Annotated in this window: 19 protein-coding genes and 1 pseudogene; 14 read left to right on the top strand and 6 right to left on the bottom strand. The window is 36.0% G+C overall.

The genetic code is table 11. The features are described from left to right. Nucleotides 1-355: 355 nt before the first annotated feature. The 3 genes from ACIQ7N_RS00410 (at nt 356) to ACIQ7N_RS00400 (ending at nt 1,792) form a co-directional block, all read left to right on the top strand. Nucleotides 356-553: a hypothetical protein gene (locus ACIQ7N_RS00410; RefSeq protein ID WP_402929490.1), complete on the top strand. Its 198-nt coding sequence runs from the start codon at nt 356-358 to the stop codon at nt 551-553. Nucleotides 554-782: 229 nt separating this feature from the next. Then, nucleotides 783-1,223, top strand: a complete 441-nt coding sequence (locus ACIQ7N_RS00405; RefSeq protein ID WP_248718566.1) for a Dps family protein — start codon at nt 783-785, stop codon at nt 1,221-1,223. A gap of 221 nt (nt 1,224-1,444) precedes the next feature. Then, a complete protein-coding gene (locus ACIQ7N_RS00400; protein ID WP_132358900.1) occupies nt 1,445-1,792 on the top strand; it encodes a general stress protein in 348 nt (115 codons plus the stop codon). 93 nt (nt 1,793-1,885) lie between these two features. Here the strand turns inward: ACIQ7N_RS00400 and ACIQ7N_RS00395 are convergent, their stop codons facing one another. Beyond that, complete coding sequence (locus ACIQ7N_RS00395; RefSeq protein ID WP_402929489.1) at nt 1,886-2,785, bottom strand: DMT family transporter; 900 nt, start codon at nt 2,783-2,785, stop codon at nt 1,886-1,888. Between the two features lie 134 nt (nt 2,786-2,919). Here ACIQ7N_RS00395 and ACIQ7N_RS00390 point away from each other — a divergent pair, with 134 nt between their 5' ends. The 3 genes from ACIQ7N_RS00390 to ACIQ7N_RS00380 all read left to right on the top strand — a co-directional run bounded on the left by ACIQ7N_RS00390 (nt 2,920) and on the right by ACIQ7N_RS00380 (nt 4,997). Then, entirely contained in the window at nt 2,920-3,795 is an 876-nt protein-coding gene (locus ACIQ7N_RS00390) for a LysR family transcriptional regulator (protein ID WP_402929488.1), read from the top strand. A 96-nt stretch (nt 3,796-3,891) separates the two neighbouring features. Beyond that, entirely contained in the window at nt 3,892-4,566 is a 675-nt protein-coding gene (locus tag ACIQ7N_RS00385; RefSeq protein WP_402929487.1) for a phosphopantothenoylcysteine decarboxylase domain-containing protein, read from the top strand. Between the two features lie 275 nt (nt 4,567-4,841). Further along, nucleotides 4,842-4,997: a YezD family protein gene (locus ACIQ7N_RS00380; RefSeq protein WP_132358892.1), complete on the top strand. Its 156-nt coding sequence runs from the start codon at nt 4,842-4,844 to the stop codon at nt 4,995-4,997. A gap of 84 nt (nt 4,998-5,081) precedes the next feature. Here the strand turns inward: ACIQ7N_RS00380 and ACIQ7N_RS00375 are convergent, their stop codons facing one another. Both ACIQ7N_RS00375 and ACIQ7N_RS00370 read right to left on the bottom strand, forming a co-directional pair. Beyond that, complete coding sequence (locus ACIQ7N_RS00375; RefSeq protein ID WP_402929486.1) at nt 5,082-5,624, bottom strand: carbon monoxide dehydrogenase; 543 nt, start codon at nt 5,622-5,624, stop codon at nt 5,082-5,084. A gap of 139 nt (nt 5,625-5,763) precedes the next feature. After that, entirely contained in the window at nt 5,764-6,252 is a 489-nt protein-coding gene (locus ACIQ7N_RS00370; RefSeq protein WP_402929485.1) for a flavin reductase family protein, read from the bottom strand. 168 nt (nt 6,253-6,420) lie between these two features. Between ACIQ7N_RS00370 and ACIQ7N_RS00365 the strand changes: the two genes are divergently transcribed. Next, the gene (locus ACIQ7N_RS00365) at nt 6,421-7,206 is read left to right on the top strand and encodes a VOC family protein (protein WP_402929484.1); all 786 of its coding nucleotides are present in this window, start codon (nt 6,421-6,423) and stop codon (nt 7,204-7,206) included. Nucleotides 7,207-7,286: 80 nt separating this feature from the next. Here ACIQ7N_RS00365 and ACIQ7N_RS00360 read toward each other — a convergent pair whose 3' ends face one another. After that, entirely contained in the window at nt 7,287-7,487 is a 201-nt protein-coding gene (locus tag ACIQ7N_RS00360) for a cold-shock protein (protein ID WP_248718574.1), read from the bottom strand. A 444-nt stretch (nt 7,488-7,931) separates the two neighbouring features. Here ACIQ7N_RS00360 and ACIQ7N_RS00355 point away from each other — a divergent pair, with 444 nt between their 5' ends. Next, nucleotides 7,932-9,614 (top strand): formate--tetrahydrofolate ligase, encoded by a 1,683-nt coding sequence (locus tag ACIQ7N_RS00355; protein ID WP_402929482.1) that lies wholly within the window; start codon nt 7,932-7,934, stop codon nt 9,612-9,614. Between the two features lie 140 nt (nt 9,615-9,754). Here the strand turns inward: ACIQ7N_RS00355 and ACIQ7N_RS00350 are convergent, their stop codons facing one another. Then, complete coding sequence (locus ACIQ7N_RS00350; protein WP_402929481.1) at nt 9,755-9,976, bottom strand: hypothetical protein; 222 nt, start codon at nt 9,974-9,976, stop codon at nt 9,755-9,757. Between the two features lie 105 nt (nt 9,977-10,081). Between ACIQ7N_RS00350 and ACIQ7N_RS00345 the strand changes: the two are divergent. The 5 genes and pseudogenes from ACIQ7N_RS00345 (at nt 10,082) to gdh (ending at nt 14,757) form a co-directional block, all read left to right on the top strand. After that, nucleotides 10,082-10,492, top strand: a pseudogene (locus ACIQ7N_RS00345) (Rpn family recombination-promoting nuclease/putative transposase). A gap of 116 nt (nt 10,493-10,608) precedes the next feature. After that, nucleotides 10,609-10,932, top strand: coding sequence for a hypothetical protein (locus ACIQ7N_RS00340; RefSeq protein WP_402929479.1), 324 nt, complete (start codon nt 10,609-10,611; stop codon nt 10,930-10,932). Nucleotides 10,933-11,805: 873 nt separating this feature from the next. Next, the gene (locus tag ACIQ7N_RS00335) at nt 11,806-12,420 is read left to right on the top strand and encodes an HD domain-containing protein (RefSeq protein ID WP_402929477.1); all 615 of its coding nucleotides are present in this window, start codon (nt 11,806-11,808) and stop codon (nt 12,418-12,420) included. A gap of 497 nt (nt 12,421-12,917) precedes the next feature. Then, complete coding sequence (locus ACIQ7N_RS00330) at nt 12,918-13,517, top strand: nitroreductase family protein (RefSeq protein WP_402929920.1); 600 nt, start codon at nt 12,918-12,920, stop codon at nt 13,515-13,517. A gap of 454 nt (nt 13,518-13,971) precedes the next feature. Then, a complete protein-coding gene (gene gdh / locus ACIQ7N_RS00325) occupies nt 13,972-14,757 on the top strand; it encodes a glucose 1-dehydrogenase (protein WP_402929476.1) in 786 nt (261 codons plus the stop codon). Between the two features lie 297 nt (nt 14,758-15,054). Here the strand turns inward: gdh and ACIQ7N_RS00320 are convergent, their stop codons facing one another. Continuing rightward, entirely contained in the window at nt 15,055-15,390 is a 336-nt protein-coding gene (locus tag ACIQ7N_RS00320; protein WP_402929475.1) for a 2Fe-2S iron-sulfur cluster-binding protein, read from the bottom strand. Between the two features lie 506 nt (nt 15,391-15,896). On the opposite strand from ACIQ7N_RS00320, the gene ACIQ7N_RS00315 reads away from it, so the two are divergent. Further along, nucleotides 15,897-17,318: an anion permease gene (locus ACIQ7N_RS00315; RefSeq protein WP_402929473.1), complete on the top strand. Its 1,422-nt coding sequence runs from the start codon at nt 15,897-15,899 to the stop codon at nt 17,316-17,318. The last annotated feature ends 105 nt before the right edge of the window (nt 17,319-17,423 follow it).

The following is a 17,423-nucleotide window of genomic DNA, read 5'->3' as shown; positions in this document are numbered from 1 at the left end:
TCCATTATAACGAAACTATTTCGGAAAGTGAAATAATTATAGGTAATAGTTTCAATGTTCTTAAAAATGTAACAATAGTTTAGAAACTTATGTTCGTAATAGTTATAATGTATTTAAGGAAAGGGGGGGATGTAGTTAGTTTGGGAGAAACCAGATGTGTATATGCTTAGTCAAGTGGATCAAGATAATCTATGGAAGAAGTTAATTGCGGATTTGTTTGAAGATTTTTTGTTGTTCTTTTTGCCAGACTTACATGTAGAAGTTAAAGCCTCCGGCGGATGTTGAGTTTTTACAGCAAGAGCTTTTCAAAGAAATTATTGAGCATCGTCAGAGACGCAAGGTAACTGAAATTATTTTGCATTTAAATAAAGAAGATTTACCGTCCACACTTGCTGGAGTTTTTGAAGTAGAAAGGCAGGAAGGCATTGAGCAAGGAATCGAACAAACCATCAAACAAATAATCAGTGGTTTGATTGAAACGGGTGCTGACGACGAGTGGATTGCTGAAGTTTCAAAGCTTCCAGTGACAAAGATAAAAGAGGAACTAAAGTAGTCTAATTGTAAATGACAATCTCTTATTAGTTTTGATGATGTTTAAACGTCCAATTGATGGTATCCATTTGTATTTTAGGACTGGTTATGTAGCGGAAAATGTTTTGGTTTTGTATTTTTATCTACAGATGACCTTAGAATTTTTTCCAATGAGAAAAATGTGTGTATAGCTAGCATACTTTGCAACGCATACTAAAGACTAGAATAACTGGTACATTGGAGGAGAAATAATGTCACAAAACTTAAACAAACAATTAAATAAACTTGTCGCTACATGGTCTGTACTTTATACGAAATTGCACAATTATCATTGGTATGTGACGGGGAAAGCTTTCTTTACACTACATGCAAAATTTGAAGAATTATATAATGAAACAACGTTAAATCTAGATGAAATTGCAGAACGTATTCTTTCGAAAGATGGAAAACCAGTTGCTACGTTAAAAGAGCATCTTGAGCTATCCTTTATAGAGGAAGCTGCAGGGAATGAGACGACAGAGGAAATGGTAGCAACAATCATAGCAGATTTCCAAAAACTTATGAAGGCTTTGAATTCGACGATGGAGCTTGCGGCAGAAGAAGGAGACGATCGAACAGAGGATATACTAAATGCTATGTATCAGTCGTTAGAAAAGCATACATGGATGTTGAAGGCATTCCTTGGGCATTAAAAAACCAATTAAATGATAGGCAAAGGGGGCTATAATGTACTTCCATTGCCTATTTTTTTAATATTTCATAAAAGTATTAGACCATTGTTTCAAAAGGTGAACATGGATCACAGAGATATTACAAATATTAAAGTTCGTTAAAAGAATGGGTAAAATGGATTTATTTCTTGAATAGGAAGGTAAGATACTTAGTAAGCCATAAAAATTAGGAGGAATTGAGCATGATAAATGAGCAAAACCCACAAATTGAAGTGGCCCATACGAGGGAAGAAATGCTCCATATTTTAGAAAGTTTGCGTTTAGAGGCATGTCAAATAGAGGACATTTATGTTATTGCAAAGGATCCAAGCAAATTTGATGGAGTAAAATGGGATGCTAATGTTAAAACCCATGAGGTAGGGAATTGGGTTGATCAAATTAAGTCTTGGTTTACCGGTGAATCGGCTGTAAAAGAAGGATTTAAGCGATTTGATCTTACGGAAGGTCAAACAGCTTACTATGCTCATCTCGTTGAACAGGGTGTTATCGTATTATTCGCTGAGCAGTCAGCTGAACCTATGACAACATAATATATACTTTGATGATAATTGCTATTTGTCTTGATTCACCTTTAAAAAGGTGAGTTTTAAAAAACAGAGTGAGTGCACATGCACCACTCTGAATTAATTTATAGCTTTTTCTTGTTCATGTTTTTTAATAAAGCGTAAAACATGGAGATGCTCTAATTGGGCAACAAGATTACCAATTAGAATAAAGCTACCACCTATTACTATTTTTACTGTTATTCCTTCACCGATAAACAGCATGGCAAACATCGCCGCGAAAATTGGCTCTAAGGAAAATATTAGTCCTGTATGTGTAGCGGAGGTAAACTGTTGTGCAACAGTTTGACCTACGAAGCAAAATGCACTACAAATGACACCAAGCCCTATAATAGCAATCCAAGAAGTCATTGTATTTGGAAGTGTTGGTGTTTCGAAAATAAATGTTAATACAAGTGCATAAAGTCCAGCAAAACCGAGCTGGTAAACGCCATAAGAAATTGATTCAACGCTCCGTGTAAATGAGCTGTTTAATAGTAAGTAAAACGAATAACATAGTGCAGCAATGGCTACTAGAATATCTCCTTTTTGAAAGGTAAATGAGCCATGTGCCGTTAAAATTGTAATCCCAATCATTGTGCAAATAATTGCAAAGCTAACTGCTCTTGAAGGTAATTTCTTGTCAATAAAACTGCTGAAAATAGGTACTAAGATAACTGTTAGACTTAAAATAAAACCAGCATTTGATACCGATGTCGTTTCTAGTCCGAATAAGCTTAGAACGAACACAATGAATAATATAAACCCTTGTATAGCTGCATATTTTAGTGTCTTCACATCGACTTTAATCATGCGTTTATAAAAGATAATACCAGCTACGAAAAATGCGATGATACAACGCAATGCCACCACATTATAAACAGCCAATGTTTCAAGCCCCATTACCATAAAAGTATAAGATAAGCCCCAAAACATTGTCACAATAACCATTAATAAATTTGCTTTTCCTTGGATACTCATTATGCTCACCTACAATCTGTGTACTAAAACAGTTTTGATTCTAAAATTTACTATAAATCTTGTATTGTGATTAGTAAAACGAATGTTTATAATGGTTGGTATTAAAAAAATTCATGTATATAGAGGACAAGGCGATGAGTTTAGTCAAATATGAGATTTTGAATAAAGTGGCTGAGGTAGCTAGCTTTACAAAAGCAGCAGATGCATTGGGGTTAACCCAATCTGCTGTAAGTCATGCTGTTTCAAGCTTAGAAAAGGAGTTCGGCTTTGCACTCATTCACAGAAGTCGAGCTGGTGTCACGTTAACGAGTGAAGGGAATACAATGCTGAGGGCAATGAGACATGTCCTCGATGCACAAGAACTATTACAGCAAGAAGCTGCACACATACTTGGCGTTACGAGAGGAAAAGTAAGAATTGGTGTAATTTCAAGTATTTCTTCGAACTGGATGCCGGAAATTGTTCGTATTATGGATAATCAATTTCCTGGTATACAAGTCGAATTGCGTGAGGGAGATTATTATGAAATTGAACAATGGCTATTAAGTGGAGAGGTTGATGCGGGATTTTTAAATGGTCAAAAGTCTAAACAGTATCATTTTACCGAACTTCAGCAGGATCCGTTGCTGTGTATTGTCTCCGATAAAAGTCCACTTTATCATAAAGCCGAAATTGATATTGTTGAACTAGAAAACATGCCATTTATCATGACTTCATATAAAGGGACAAATGATGTAAAAGTGTTGTTAGAGCAATATCACGTGAAGCCTAATATTCGCTTTGAACTATCGGAAGAAGTAGGGATCATTTCAATGATTGCTCACCAGCTTGGAATTAGTATTTTACCGAAATTAGTGACGTATAACTTACCTCCTACGATAAAAGCTATACCTTTAAAACAAGGTGGCTATCGCACAATTGGAATTGCTATGAAACATCATGCTTCACCAGTGACCAAGAAATTTGCTGAGATATTAAGTTCCTGGTTAAAAGAGCAAAATAGGAAATAGTATTAATTTAATGCCAACCTTATAAAACAACATTGAAGCATAACATAGCATTACGATAAAATAGTAATTGTATATTTTCTAGAAAAAGGTGAGTGTATGGGGACATTACGAGGTAAGACCGTACTCATTACAAGTGGGGGAACACTTGAAAAATGGGATCGTGTGCGTGGACATACGAATTTATCGAAAGGGTCGATGGGCTGTTATTTAGCTGAAGCGGCACTAGAGGCTGGAGCAAACGTATTGTATATGCACGGTTATTTTGCACAGCTTCCGGCGAACAAAGACAAAATGCGTACCATTCGATTTGAAGGTATTGAAGATTTAGGCGACAAAGTTCGACATGCTGTTCAGGAAGAATATGTGGATATCGTTATTATGGCAGCTGCTGGTTCTGATTGGCTCATTGACAAAGTGTATGACCAATCTGGGAATTTAATGGAGGAAGCAGGTAAAATGCCATCTGATGAGCCACCTATCATTCACTTTAAAAAGGCGCCTAAAGTATTAGGTCAAATAAAAGGGTGGCAGCCTAAAGTAACTTTAGTAGGCTTTAAACTCGAGGCAACAGATGACGAGGAATTTTTACTATCCCGTGCACGTCTACGGATGGAATCTGCCAACGCTCAGTTTATGGTAGCTAATAGCTCACAATCTTTATATGGTGGTGATGAGCCACACTGGATTGTACCGGCTAAAGGCAAACCGATGAAGGTTATGGGCAAGCAAAAGACAGCGACAGCACTAATGGATTGCCTACAAAATGATTAATAAAAAACTGTGTAGAGGTAAATAAATCTACACAGTTTTTATTTTGGTGTTTTTTCGTTTTTGAATTCCTTAGTAAACAAATAAGTTTTATAATATTTATGTTGACAATCGGTTTTCAGAATTATAGAATTATTCCAAAGAAGCGAGATACCTACAACTTGGCCTAAAAAGAAGCTTTGATAAATATAGTAGGTCAAATCCAAAGAGCTATTTAGGATAAGTGGCTATAATTAATGTTTTGGCCTCAAAATATGTTAAAAGAAGGGGTGTATCGGATGACTCAACAGGCAAAGGTAAATGACAATAAACTAGAGGCAATTGCAAAGGCAATTCAAAATTTGGAATTTGGAGAAGTACACATTACGATTCAAGATGGTGTCATTGTGCAAATTAACAGACTTGAAAAACAAAGATTTCCGCAGAAAAAATAAAAGTATAGGGGATAATTCGAGTGTTTAGGTTGCTTTTTTATGTTTAGGAACTGTTGAGCTCACTATCCATAGCAACAGCATAGATTATGTTAAAGAGTTAGCTATTTTAACTAATGTGTAAGTTGTATCAGTGTTAGTTACCTCCTTATAAATACCTAGTAAATATTGCAAATTGTTTTTTTCAAAGACAAAAAAGTTAAATAGTTGGTCTTCAAAATAAATTGCTTTTGTATCATCTAGAAGAGTATATTCTTTACCTTTTAAGTTCAATTTGTCTTTAAAGTTTATTTTATTCTCTATTGATCGAATCTCAATTTTATAAATATTTTCTTTTATTTCTTTATTAACAAACATAATACTCAATGCATCATTCACGTTATATTTTTTATCTTCGTAAAATTTCCCGAATTGATGTGTGAAGGAAATCGGTGGCATAAATTGAGGTAACTTTACCTTGCACTTGCAATGATATTCAAATTCTTTAACGGCCTTTTCCACGGATATATATCCACCTTCAGCGAATTTTTCTTCAAACGAAGGAGGGGCGGTGTGAAAATTTGCAGTTACCCATTCATTAGTCGAAAGTAAAAAAATAATAGGTAACATGTAAAGGGATTTTTTTAACATTTGTCATTCACCTCATTAATTATTGTTTCATCAATCAAACTTATTATTTCGATAAAGAGCGGAAAAATACGTCAAAAAAACAGGATGATTACGACGACGAGTCATCCTGTTTTTTGCGTCTATATTTTCTTGCAATAGCCTATTCATAAAAACTATTTGGGATTTCACCAATATGCCTGCGATGATATAGTAAGGGTTCCTTCTGAGAATTCTCAATTTCTAGAACCTGCCCAATAAATATCGTATGATCTCCAGCATCGATTTGCTGAGATGTTGTGCATTGCAAAATGGCCGCAGTATCATGTAAAACCGGTAGACCTAAAGCAGAGGTTGACCATTTAGCCTGGGAGAAACGATCTGGGATTTTACTTGAAAATAGCGTACATAAGTGTTCTTGATTGCTCGCTAAAATATTGACAGCAAACTTTTGAGTCGTTGTAAAATATGGATGTAGCTGTGATTTTTTATCGAGCGACCATAAAATAAGGAGTGGGTCTATGGAAACTGACGCAAAGGAATTGACAGTTAAGCCAATAGGTTCACCTACGTCATTACAAGCAGTGACAACGGTAACACCTGTTGGGTAATTACCTAATGCTAGTTTAAAAGCAGCTACTTTGTCTGTCATTTTAATCACCTCTTTATTGTTTTTTAATGAACTACTAGATCAAAATCCTTTTGTTGCTGATATCGTAAAATATAGCAACTTTTAATAATTATAATATTCTAAATTTTATTTTAAACCAACAAAACTAACAGGTAAAGTATATAATAGAGAAAAAAAGGGGGTTCAGTCATGACTTTATATTTTGACCATCTAGTTCATCAAGTTCAATCACCAGAAAATACAAAGGTTTTTTTAAATAAACGTAATATCCATACAGTTAACGGTGGTCAACATACAATGTGGGGGACATACAATACGTTAAGCTATTTTGGATTAAACTATATTGAGCAAATAGCGATTTATGATCGTACTTTATTTGAAAATGCAGTGAAATTACCTTATTCCCTACATTATACGTTTAAACGTGCTAACGAGCGCTATGGTTTTTCAAGAATTGCATTACGGACAAAAAATATAGAAGAAGAGGCACAACGTTTACGTGCGCTTGGATTTGAAGTATATGGGCCTGATGCTTGTAGTCGTACAAGACCAGATGGCTCTGTAGTAGAATGGAAGCTATTGCATTTTGGGAAGCCAGAGCAGGCAATTGATTTTCCATTTTTGATTGAGTGGACTCATACAGATGAGGAACGTTTTGCACAATTAAAAGCAAATGGAGCCATTGATACGAATCAACCAATATCGATGGAATCTGTCCAATTTTATGTGAAAGATGTGCAAGCAACAGTGAATTTATGGAAGGAAGTATTACAACTACCTGAGCCTGAACAACATGAGCAATTTATCTCCTTACATCTACCCAATATTCGACTGGATTTTTATGACGAAGTGGCTGCAACTGCTATGACACTAGGTCATTTACATGAAGGGGCGTTTGGGGTTACACTTATGGATACTAATAGAACGAAGGAAACGCTAGTTTTTCCTGGAGCTTTTTATTGGATCAATCGCTGAAGTTATAGTGTTATAAAGCAGCGCTAATTTCAGCATTTGAAAAAAAGGAGCCGTTCATCCACCGAACAGCTCCTTTGAGTTTATAGTTTCACTACATTTGACGCCTGTGGCCCTCTATTACCTTCCACCACTTCAAATGATACCTTTTGACCTTCATCAAGTGTACGGAAGCCTTCCTCTTGGATTCCCGTAAAATGTACAAATACATCTTCTCCATCATCACATTCAATAAAGCCATAACCTTTTTCATTATTGAACCACTTTACGATTCCCTGTTGCATAAGCATTCGCCTCCCATGCGCTTGAATGTAGAATAAAATCAATTAAGTCGTGACATAAATTGTGAAAATGTGAAAAAATGCATTTTCATTTAGAACATACATGAATTGTGCAATGTTGTCAATCGATTGTCGAAATACTTGAATAACTTACTATGATTTTTTTCACAATAAAGTCTATAATGGAATTAACTTCTTTCAGCAAATTCCTGCTGAAAAAAGTTAAGGCCTCCGGCGGATGTCCCAGAATCGGAAAAGCAGTCTTAGAGGATGTTAGCCTAAATGCGATAACGGCTAACTGACCTGCATCGGTAAAAACGCCATGTCTTGTGGCATTACCGAAATGACCGACATCGTGTCGGCCCTCGTGCAGGCCTAAGCACAAAGCCGATTCAGGACGCAATTATGCCGAGGCATAATTGACCGACATAGAAAGTAGGATGCCAAATGACAACGAAAAAACAACAACCTTTGACAGATTTAGAAATCGCTAATCAAGCGGTTATGCAACCTATTACTGAAATAGCGAAAGCAGCAGGTATTCCAGAGGATTCACTTGAACAGTATGGTCGCTACAAAGCAAAAATTGATCCATTAAAAATTACAGCACATGGTGAGGATGCAAAGGTTGTATTAGTAACAGCTATTAGTCCAACTCCAGCGGGTGAAGGGAAATCAACTGTAACGGTTGGGCTTGCTGATGCACTTCATCAATTAAATAAAAAAGTTGTTGTTGCTTTACGTGAGCCATCACTTGGCCCTGTAATGGGTGTAAAAGGTGGAGCAACAGGTGGTGGATATGCACAGGTTGTACCAATGGAAGATATTAACTTGCATTTCACTGGTGACCTTCATGCGATAACGACTGCGAATAATGCATTATCAGCTTTTATTGATAATCATATCCATCAAGGAAATGCTTTAAACATTGATCCTCGCCGTATAATTTGGAAGCGTGTAATGGATTTAAATGATCGCGCCCTGCGTAAAGTTGTTGTGGGCCTAGGTGGTCCTGTTCAAGGGATGCCACGTGAGGATGGCTTTGACATTACTGTTGCATCAGAAATTATGGCAGTTTTCTGTTTAGCTACAAGTATTGAAGATTTACGTGAACGTTTATCAAGTATCGTCATCGGTTATACATTTGATCGTGAGCCTGTATTCGTGCGTGATCTTCAAGTAGAAGGGGCCTTAACATTGTTATTAAAAGATGCCTTCAAACCAAACTTAGTGCAAACGCTTGAAGGGACACCTGCCATTATTCACGGTGGACCATTTGCCAACATCGCACATGGCTGTAACTCGATTATGGCGACACAAACAGCTCGTAAGCTTGCAGATATCGTTGTGACGGAAGCAGGCTTTGGTTCAGATTTAGGTGCTGAAAAATTTATGAATATTAAAGCGCGTAAAGGGGGCTTTAAGCCAAGTGCAGTTGTAATCGTAGCTACAATTCGTGCATTAAAAATGCACGGCGGTGTAGCGAAAACGGAACTAATTGGCGAAAATGTAGAGGCACTTTTACAAGGAATTGAAAATTTAGCCAAGCACGTTGAGACGATTCGTACATTTGGCGTTGAGCCGATTATCGCTTTAAATCGTTTTATCACGGACACAGAGGCTGAGTTAGAAGCAGTCCTGAATTGGTGTCAAGAAAATCATGTTCGTATCGCACGTACAAATGTCTGGGAGGAAGGCGGAAAAGGTGGTCTAGGCTTAGCAGAACAAGTGCTAGCTGTTCTTGATGAAGAAAACAATTTCTCACCTTTATATGATGTAACAGAATCTATTGAGGAAAAAGTACGTACAATTGTGCAAAAAGTTTATGGTGGGAAAGATGTGCAATTTACCGACCAAGCGAAAAAACAAATTGCCCAAATTGAAAAATTCGGTTGGGATTCTCTACCGATTTGTATGGCGAAAACGCAATACTCTTTATCAGACCAACCAAGTCTTTTAGGACGTCCAGAAGGCTTTACAATCACTATTCGCGAAGTCATTCCAAAACTTGGTGCTGGCTTCCTAGTATGCTTAACTGGGGATATTATGACAATGCCAGGTTTACCAAAAGCACCAGCCGCTTTGCGAATGGATGTTGATAATGAAGGACATGCGGTAGGGTTGTTCTAGAGTGAAAGAAGTATAAAAGAATATATAAATGCAAAAGCTGTTCCTTTAAGTTATAAAGGGCAGCTTTTTTAACTTCTATTAGCGGATGTAACTGAACAATGCCGAAGCATAATAGTTATTGTGAAAAAGGGGGAAGAAAATTAATAGCCTTTATATTCACGAAGGAGAAAACTGGTTAACCATAAAAAAATTGCAATTCGAATGATTAAATACATTGTATATTCAAAAAAAGAAAGTTTTCTTTCACGCTTTAGATTTTTTAAAAGTCTTACAGAAAAAATTGAACATAAGAGAAGGAATGCTATGGAAATTTGGTCTATGTTTTCTAACAGGTTTACATTTTCTAATAGGCTTTTCAGCAAGATCATCCTTTCATACTAGAACGTATGAGTTGTCTTGTTTTAGTATGCTGATACTTTAGTTGATTACGAAGAAAAATTGGAAAATGACATTCATCAGTTGATTGGGTGCACATTGTATCGGGTCTAGTGACTGATTACTTATTAGCAAAGGAAAATGGTTTTGATGAAGTTAAACAAGAAGTTGGTGGCGAATACAAGGATGATAAGCAGTCAAGATTAGATATTGTTGTGAAAACGCAGAATCAGCAAATGATTAATATTGAAATTCAATTGTCTAATTAGCACGATATGTTTAAGCGTACATTATTTTACTGGGCTCAACTTTATACATCACAATTACAAAAGGGCATGGGGTATCATAAACTGCTACCGACGATTACTATTAATATATGTAACTTCACATTGTTTCCTCAAAGCGCAAGTACCTTCTATTTATATGAGGATAAAACATTAAAGCGATTAGTTTTACAGGATGATGCTTTGGAAGTGCACTTTATTGAAATGAATAATGAATAAATTCCTGGAACAATGGCATAGGGGAGTTCTTAAGCCACTGGATTTTATTGGGAATGGTCGATGCACGAAAGAAAAAGGTCTATGAAAAAATTTATCGTGAATTGGAGGAACTAGCGATGAAGGACGAACATTTATTACAGGCATTTAATGTTTGGGAAGAGCTAAGTTTATCACAGGATGATGTTATAGCTTATCAATCTCGCTTAAAGTATATCCTCGATGAAGCGGCGAAGTTAGAGGATGTGAAGTATATGGCAGAGCAACTGGGAATAGAAAAAGGAATAAAAAAAGTAAAAGAAGATGTTGCTAACAAACTTTTAGCGAATGGCATGGATATTGATTTTATTCATAAAATAACAGATTTATCTGTGGAGCGTATTAAAGAAATTAAAGAAATTAAAGAAAGGCTAATTCAAAGTCGTGACGACAAAAAACGATAAGGTTAACAAGGCTCGTCAGGACCCTAAAATCTCCCGTGTTCAGAATTTCTTCCCTTAGGAATGTCTTAGAAGGGAAATAGGGGATAACAAGTAACAAGGAAAATGGAGATAGGGGATATATGTCTTTAAAAGAAAAATAAAAGCTGCCATCATCTACAATAAATAAGATGGGCAGCTTTTATTGTTTCTTCAGCGGGTTGGTATTACATAACATAACTATCGTTCCTACTTCCTTCATAACTTAATACTTCAATTACGGCTTAAATAAAATTCGGAAAAATTGTTGCCTAAAAAAATTCTCTAGTTTTGTTAGCACGACTCTGGATGATTAGACTTTTCGCAAAATGGCAAGAAATTGGTATGCTATTTGCCATTAATGGGAGGAGTTACGTTCATACATATTCAAGATAATGAATAGAAGAAGGTAACATCGATTAATGATAAAAATATCACACGCTTGCGACATATGCTCAAAGCTTTCTAGGTCGTGAAAAGCTTGTTTGTTCACTTATCTCGTCATGTACATTCACTATGCGGGTTAAAACAAAGAATTTCTAAGGGAAAGTGTTCACTTTTATTTGTTTAGATGATTGGTTTTCACTATACGTACGTCATCTTGCAACACAGTATTCAATTTTAAAGCCCGCTGAAGTTGTTTAATCTGTTAAAACATAGTTCTTGTACATCACTGAAATAGTGAGCCTACAGAACAAAAATAGTTGTTCTGTACATTCATCTTATAGTATTCTGAAAAATTAGTCAATTGAAAACAACTTCCCAAATTGATTTTTTTGTTAAATCTAGAGGTTACTTAATTACCAACAATTCTAAGCAATACCTTATAATAAAGGATGAAGGGACTGAACTAAGAATATGAACAATTTAATGGACAAAGTACGAGGGATTTACGAGCAATTTGATGCTAGCCATGATTTTCAACATATTGAACGTGTTTATCAAAATGCGTTAACGATATTACAATCAGAACCGGAAGCCGATGCAGAGGTCGTGGAAATTGCTGTGCTGTTGCATGATGTTAGTGATAAAAAGTATACCGATAGCAAGGAGCAAGAGAATAAGCTAATTGCCGAGCTGTCTTTAAGCGAGGAGAAGAAGCAACATATTCAAGATTGCATCGCACAAGTATCGTATAATGGTGGCAATGAGCTAGAAGCAACTTCTCTCGAAGCAAAAATAGTACGAGATGCAGATCGTTTAGATGCGATTGGAGCAATCGGTATTGCGCGCACATTTGCTTTTGGTGGAGCTAAGGGTCGAAAGCTTTACGACAAGGAAGAGAATGCACGTACGGATATGACAGAGGAGGAGTACCGCAATAAAAATACATCCTCAGTTACCCATTTTTATGAGAAGCTATTATTGCTGAAGGATTTAATGATTACTGACAAGGGCAAGCAAATGGCTGAAGAACGCCATCAATTTATGGTACAGTTTTTAGAGCAATTACAAAATGAAATAGGTGAGTAATACCTCACGCTACTAAAAAAATCCGTTGTCTATTTCAATAGACAACGGATTTTTAGGGTTAAATTAATGTTGATTCATTTACTTCGGAAGGAGTATTTTTTTGATTCAATTTTTTTTTACGTACAATCTACTCAAATATTAATGTGTGAAAATAAGGTTACCTATATTACATAAAAAAACCGTTGCATCATCACACCCTATAGCTCTGAAAATAGAAAGTGAGATAGCGTTGTGTAAACATGCTTAGGGATTTTTTACATATAATACATTTTTTATTTTTGAATACTCTTTAGTTTGTTTGGATAACATATTTTTATCATAATATTATAATTAGTTTAATTTAAATAGTAAAAGTAGTGAACATAGTCGAAAGGATTAAAGAAATTGCTCATTATGGACAGGTGTTCCTGTTGTAATTAGGCGAAGTCTTAGGTAATAAAACTAAAAATCTCTAAGCGACAGATGCAAAGTGGGAAAAAAATTGGAGGAAGAAAATGATGACAAAAGATTTTTACACTACACTTAAAGAAAGACGTACTTACTACGGAATTAATAAAGAGGTAAAAATATCTGATGAAAGAATTAAAGAAATTGTAGAATTTGCTGTGAAATATACTCCGTCAGCATTTAATTCTCAAACTGCACGTATTGTTGTATTATCAGGTGAGGCACATAATAAATTGTGGGATATCACAACTGAAGTATTAAGAAAAGTAGTTGGAGATAGAGATTTTTCAGGAACTCAACAAAAAATGGATTCTTTTAAAGCAGGTTATGGTACAGTATTATTCTTAGAAGATGAAGCGGTAGTTAAATCACTTCAAGAGCAATTTGCCGCATATGCTGAGAACTTTCCGATTTGGTCAAATCAAGCATCAGGTATGCACCAATTAGTTGTGTGGGCAGGATTGGAAGCAGAGGGATTAGGAGCTTCTTTACAACATTATAATCCACTAATTGATGATGAAGTGAAAAAAGAATGGAATATCCCTAATAATTGGAAGCTTATTGCGCAAATGCCTTTTGGCAATCCAACGGTAACACCAGGCGAAAAAGAATTCCAAGCACTTGAAGATCGAATAAAATTTCACAAATAATTATCTGCTAGGTATATGATATACCAAGCCGTACGGTACTGAGTGTCATTTTTGAGACAGTAACCTTTTTACAGCCAGTTGAAGGTAGTGAACCGACGACTGGTTGTTGTTTAATTTCGGCTTTTAATCCGGATTTCTGAGCGTTGTAAATCCGCATTTTCTTGACTGTACCTCTATATCCATCATTTTGCAATTACGTTAAAATACAATCTACAAAATGTAAGAAGAGTCCATTTTGAACAAATGTTCAAATGGATTCTTCTTTATTTTAAAGTAACCTTTTATAGATCAATGGTATAAAAGTTTTTGCTTCGTTCCATATTACTATTATGTTTTAAGCAGGTGGAAACCCGTATGGGCCGAGTTTTTTATCATAGGTGAGAAAAAACAAAACGACAACTTACAGCAATTTACTGGGTTAGGGATGGCGAAAGTATAACGAGGAGGACCTTAAATGTATCCAGATTTAGAAGGGAAAGTTATTGTTATCACAGGTGCTTCAACAGGATTAGGAAAAGCAATGGCATTACGCTTTGGCGAGGAAAAAGCAAAAGTTATCGTAAATTTTCGCTCAAATGAAAAAGAGGCAAATGCTGTTGTTGAAGGAGTAAAAAAAGCAGGGGGGGAAGCGATAGCTGTAAAAGGAGATGTGTCAGTTGAAGGGGATGTCATCAACCTCGTCCAGACTGCTGTGAATAAGTATGGAACTCTCGATGTGATGATTAATAACGCTGGAATAGAAAATCCAGTACCCTCACATGAAATGCCGCTTGAAGATTGGAATAAAGTAATCAATACGAATTTAACAGGTGCATTTTTAGGAAGTAGAGAAGCGATTAAGTACTTCGTCGAACATGATATTAAAGGGACAGTAATCAATATGTCCAGTGTTCACGAAGTTATTCCATGGCCTTTGTTTGTTCACTATGCGGCTAGTAAAGGAGGCATTAAACTGATGACACAAACATTAGCATTAGAATATGCCCCAAAAGGAATTCGTATTAATAATATCGGGCCTGGTGCGATTAATACACCTATTAATGCTGAGAAATTTGCCGATCCTGAAAAACGTGCAGATGTTGAAAGTATGGTTCCGATGGGTTATATCGGAAAACCAGAAGAGATTGCAGCAACAGCAGCATGGCTTGCTTCATCCCAAGCTAGTTACGTAACAGGAATCACTCTATTTGCTGATGGTGGAATGACCTTATACCCTTCTTTTCAAGCAGGTCGTGGGTAAGTAACGGAAAATGGAAATGGGGTTATCTGCCCTGTTCAAAGTGGTTAAATTCTTATAATACTTCATTGTTGCGTTTGTTGATTTAATAAAAAATAACATAAATAAAAACGGCATTGGAACCTAACAGACATTTAACCCTCTTCCAATGCCTTTCTTCATTTTGTAGATATAAGACCGCGTTTTCGAATTTCCTATATTTAAGGTATGGATAAAATAAATCTGTATTGACTAAGCAACTTTGATATAAATTACTTCATCTTGTTAACACATCTTTTTGAATTAATAATCGATATTTGGTTAATCTGCTGGTCTTGGACCTCTTTCGCCCTGTGTATTTTCAGAGGTTAAAATAGGCCGAACGGTAATGTCGCCTATTACTCGAATTTGACAAGATAGCCGTAAACAGTCTTCATATAAATTCTCATCAATATTTTTAATAGAGAAGGCGTGTTTTTCTATTTTTGAAATATCCTTATATTCACCAGCTAATACCTCCACTCTACAAGTTGTGCATTTTGCTATTCCGCCACACTGATGAAAAATGTTTATATTATTATCTTCAAGAGCTAATACTAATTTTTTTCCTTCTTCTACTTCAAAGGTTTTTCCTCCAAATACGTTGACAAGTGGCATCCATGAATACTCCTTTCAATTAATGGGGTTTTAACGCAGTAACCGGTTACTATCAGTTTGTATTGATCCAGCTATTCTCATACAGTTTAAAAAGTTTTACCTAGCCCAGGAAGTTTGTATGGAGGGAAGCGGTTTGAAGGATACTCATATGGTGGGTAGCCATAGGAAGGGTTCCCAAGCATGAACTTGAAGGAGCGACTTGGGTAAATCCTAAAGACTTCGTGTATCTTATCAATGGATATTGCACATGCTAATTTTAAATGATAAAAAAAGTAACTTTTTCCCAATAATATTAACAAAAAGGGAAATATTTCTGAACCGAGATCATTTTTTTCTTAGTAATGAGTTAAAAATCTTTTCATTCATTACATAAAGCATATATAATTACTTATGTTTTTTCGACAATGGGGATCTTGAATTAGGTCTATTTTTCTTTCAATTATTAGATCGTGGGAGAAATCTCCTTTTAAAAACATTGGGGTAACCGTCAAAGGAGTTTTAACATCATGAAAGAAGCAAAAAGCGCAGTCAAATGGATTCCTTTCCTCATTTCCCTTGCTGTTGGCGTGGCTATCTGGTTTTGTCCAGTGCCTTCAGGAGTAGATGAAAAAGCGTGGCATCTGTTCGCTATTTTTGTTGCGACCATTATAGGATTTATAACGAAACCGTTGCCAATGGGAGCAGTATCATTTATTGCTATGGCTATGATTGCCATAACAAATACATTAACTATTGAAGAGACATTAAGCGGTTTTGGTAATTCAACGATTTGGCTAATTGTTATTGCCTTCTTTATTTCTCGAGGATTTATTAAAACGGGACTAGGGGAACGAATTGCCTATGTATTTGTTCGTCTTTTTGGGAAAAAAACTTTGAGTCTGTCCTACTCATTACTAGCAAGTGACTTAATATTAGCACCTGCTATTCCTAGTAATACAGCTCGTGCTGGTGGTGTTATATTCCCAATCATCCAGTCATTATCTCATACCTTCGGATCTAAACCAGAAGACGGGACAGAGCGTAAGATGGGTGCCTTTCTTTTGAAGGTAGGTTTTCAAGGGAATTTAATAACATCTGCTATGTTTATGACAGCCATGGCAGCGAATCCTTTAATTGTTAAGTTAGCAAGTGATTCAGCTGGAGTAACTATTACTTGGTTTGGTTGGGCAATGGCGATGATTGTCCCTGGGTTAACAGCTTTAATTGTTGTTCCTTATGTTATTTATAAAATTTATCCGCCTCAAATCAAGGAAACACCAGAGGCAGCAGCTATCGCTAAAAAGAAGCTGGAAGAATTCGGTCCTCTGAAAAGTTCTGAAAAACGAATGATCGTAGTATTTGTTGCTGTGTTGTCGTTATGGATTGGTGGAGACTACTTAGGCATTAGTGCTACTACTGCAGCTCTTATAGGTCTTTCGTTGCTGTTATTGTTAAATGTGTTAACATGGGCAGATATTAAAAAGGAAGAAGGAGCATGGGATACACTAATCTGGTTCGCAACGCTATTTATGATGGCATCTTTTATGAACAAACTAGGGTTGATTCCGTGGTTTAGTAATGAAGTTGGTGGTCTTGTATCTGGGTATAGCTGGATATGGGCGGTTGTCATATTAGCTTTAGTCTATTTCTATTCACATTATTTCTTTGCGAGTTCCACTGCTCATATTAGTGCGATGTATGCAGCATTTTTATCTGTTATGCTGCAAGCGGGAGCACCTGCTATGTTGGCAGCTATATTATTAGCGGCATTTAGTAATTTATTTGGCGCCACTACTCATTATGGTTCGGGTCCAGCACCTGTCTTCTTTGGTGCAGGTTATATTGATCAAAAAAAATGGTGGACAGTTGGATTTGTAGTTTCCGTTGTTACTATCCTGATTTTTGTTATAGTAGGAGGCCTATGGTGGAAGCTTCTAGGTTATTGGTGAAATAAAAAGCTTCTGTATTCGGATAGAATTATGTTCTATCCGGATTTTTTTGTGATTTTTACCTCATCTTCATTTTGCAGTTAATTGAGCAGCGTTTTTTAGATA

This window comes from Lysinibacillus sp. NPDC095746 (genome assembly GCF_044763535.1).
Lineage (GTDB): Bacteria > Bacillota > Bacilli > Bacillales_A > Planococcaceae > Lysinibacillus.
This window is presented reverse-complemented; position numbering and strand designations above follow the sequence as displayed.